Here is a 322-nt window from a genome sequence, read left to right as displayed (position 1 = left end):
GCGGTGTTCCCTGCTCGTCCGCCAACTCGTGCAGCGCGTCCGCAAGTCGGGCCGGATTGATCCCGCCCGCGTTCACCACGATCCGCACTCCCGCCTCGTGCGCCAGGCCGAGGCACTCCTGCATCTGCAGCAGATGCAAGGGTGAATCTGCCCACCGAACGATGCAGACATGCGAAACATGTTGAACACGAGCGGACTCAATCCAACCCGACTGTCAAACACAATGCACGAATTGGCAGACAAGCAAGGAATAGCGCTGCGCGTCGACCGGATCACCGGTGATGATCTCCTGCCCAGGCCCACCGAGTTGAAGCTTCCGGAC

At 61.5% G+C, this 322-nt stretch carries 2 protein-coding genes; one reads left to right on the top strand and one right to left on the bottom strand.

Translation table 11 applies throughout. From position 1 onward, the window contains the following. The coding region (locus UK12_RS40665) for an acyclic terpene utilization AtuA family protein (RefSeq protein ID WP_156179161.1) at positions 1 to 124 on the bottom strand (124 nt) is incomplete at its 3' end. 45 nt (positions 125 to 169) lie between these two features. Here UK12_RS40665 and UK12_RS45435 point away from each other — a divergent pair. Further along, a partial coding sequence (locus UK12_RS45435; protein WP_442973935.1) for an acyclic terpene utilization AtuA family protein occupies positions 170 to 322 on the top strand: 153 nt, incomplete at its 3' end.

It is taken from the genome of Saccharothrix sp. ST-888 (assembly GCF_000955975.1).
Taxonomy (GTDB): domain Bacteria; phylum Actinomycetota; class Actinomycetes; order Streptomycetales; family Streptomycetaceae; genus Kitasatospora.
This window is presented reverse-complemented; position numbering and strand designations above follow the sequence as displayed.